Annotated in this window: 1 protein-coding gene; it reads right to left on the reverse strand. The window is 69.7% G+C overall.

Annotation, left to right across the window (positions count from 1 at the left end):
- Positions 1 to 163: 163 nt before the first annotated feature.
- Positions 164 to 1,753: a phosphoglycerate dehydrogenase gene (serA, locus tag ACWGJB_RS28215; RefSeq protein WP_453382865.1), complete on the reverse strand. Its 1,590-nt coding sequence runs from the start codon at positions 1,751 to 1,753 to the stop codon at positions 164 to 166.
- Between the last annotated feature and the right edge of the window lie 323 nt (positions 1,754 to 2,076).

Below are 2,076 nucleotides of genomic sequence, written 5' to 3' on the forward strand. Positions count from 1 at the left end.
TGGGGGGTGTGGGGGGTGGGGGCGGGGGGGGGGGTGGTGGCGCTGCGGGGATTCTCAGAACACATCCCGGCGGAGCGCTGGTTACCACGGCCCGTCCGGCGTTTGAGGACGAACGACTCCGACCCTCCGACCCTCCGAGCCGGGTGGACGGGTGGGAAGAAAATCAGACCAGGTTCACCGAACGAGCCGAGGTCGCCCCGATCTCCGCTTCCACCTCGGCCAGCACACCGGAGGTCACCGTGTCGTCGACGGTCAGCACGGCCAGCGCCTCGCCGCCCGCGATCGACCGGGCGACCTGCATGCCGGCGATGTTGATGCCCGCCTCGCCGAGGATGCGGCCGACGGTGCCGACGACGCCCGGCCGGTCCTCGTAGCGCAGCACCAGCAGGTGGTCGGCGATCGCGAGGTCGACGTCGAAGTCACCGACCGCGACGATCTTCTGGAGGTTCTTCGGGCCGGCCAGCGTGCCGGAGACCGAGACCTCCTCGCCGCTGCCCAGGGTGCCGCGCACGGTGACGACGTTGCGGTGGTCGGCCGACTCCGAGCTGGTGGTGAGGCGGACCTCGACACCGCGCTCCTGCGCGAACAGCGGGGCGTTGACGTAGGACACGGTCTCGGCCACGACGTCCTCGAAGACACCCTTGAGCGCCGAGAGCTCCAGCACCTTCACGTCGTGCTGGGTGATCTCGCCGTAGACCTCGACGTCCAGGCGGACCGCGACCTCACCGGCGAGCGCGGTGAAGATCCGGCCGAGACGCTCGGCCAGCGGCAGGCCCGGCTTGACGTCCTCGGCGATGACCCCGCCCTGGACGTTCACCGCGTCCGGGACCAGCTCGCCGGCAAGGGCGAGGCGGACCGACCTGGCGACCGCGATGCCCGCCTTCTCCTGGGCCTCGTCGGTGGAGGCACCGAGGTGCGGGGTGCAGACGACCTGGTCCAGCTCGAAGAGCGGGGAGTCGGTGCACGGCTCCTTCGTGTACACGTCGAGGCCGGCGCCGGCGACCCGGCCCTCCTTGAGCGCCGCGTACAGCGCCACCTCGTCGACGATGCCACCGCGCGCCGCGTTGACGATCCGCACCGACGGCCTGACCTTGCGCAGCGCCTCGTCGCCGATCAGACCGACCGTCTCGGGGGTCTTCGGCAGGTGCACGGTGATGAAGTCGGAGACTTCGAGCAGCTCGTCCAGCGACAGCACCTTGACGCCCATCTGCGCGGCCCGGGCAGGCTGGACGTAGGGGTCGTACGCCACGACCTTCATGCCGAAGGCTGACATCCGCTGGGCAACCAGGGCGCCGATGCGGCCGAGGCCGACGACACCGAGGGTCTTCTCGGCGAGTTCGACGCCGGTGTACTTGCTGCGCTTCCACTCGCCGTTCTTGAGCGCCGAGTTGGCCTGCGGGATGTTGCGGGCGGTGGCGACCAGCAGACCGCAGGCCAGCTCGGCCGCGGTCACGATGTTGGACGTCGGCGCGTTGACGACCATCACGCCGGCCTTGGTGGCGGCGGAGACGTCGACGTTGTCCAGGCCGACGCCGGCTCGTGCGACGACCTTCAGCTTCTTCGCCGCGGCGATGGCCTCGGCGTCGACCTTGGTGGCGGAGCGGATCAGGATCGCGTCCACGTCGGCGATGGCCGGGAGCAGCTCGGCTCGGTCTGCTCCGTTCGTGTGCCGGATCTCGAAGTCCGGGCCCAGCGCGTCGACGGTGGCGGGCGACAGCTCTTCAGCGATGAGTACGACAGGTTTCGAGCTCACGTGAGTCCTCACATGTCCAATGCGGACGGCCGTCCCGACGGCCGCTGGCGGTGGAGGGGCTTGCCGCGTGGAGACGCACGACGCTGTGGGCCTGACGCGTATGTAGTACGGCAGTGTAGTGGCGTGGTGGTGGTCGTCCTGCGCCTCTGCGGAAGGATCACCCGTCCGAGATTCGACGGGGTGGACAACGGGGCCGGAGCATGCCGCTCCGGCCCCGTCACCTGGGGCTCACGCCTCTTCGTTGACCCACGACATGAGCTTGCGGAGCTGCTTGCCGGTGGTCTCCAGCAGGTGCTCGGAGTCCTGCTTCTTGTACTCGTTGT

This window comes from Streptomyces sp. NPDC054813 (assembly GCF_053611365.1).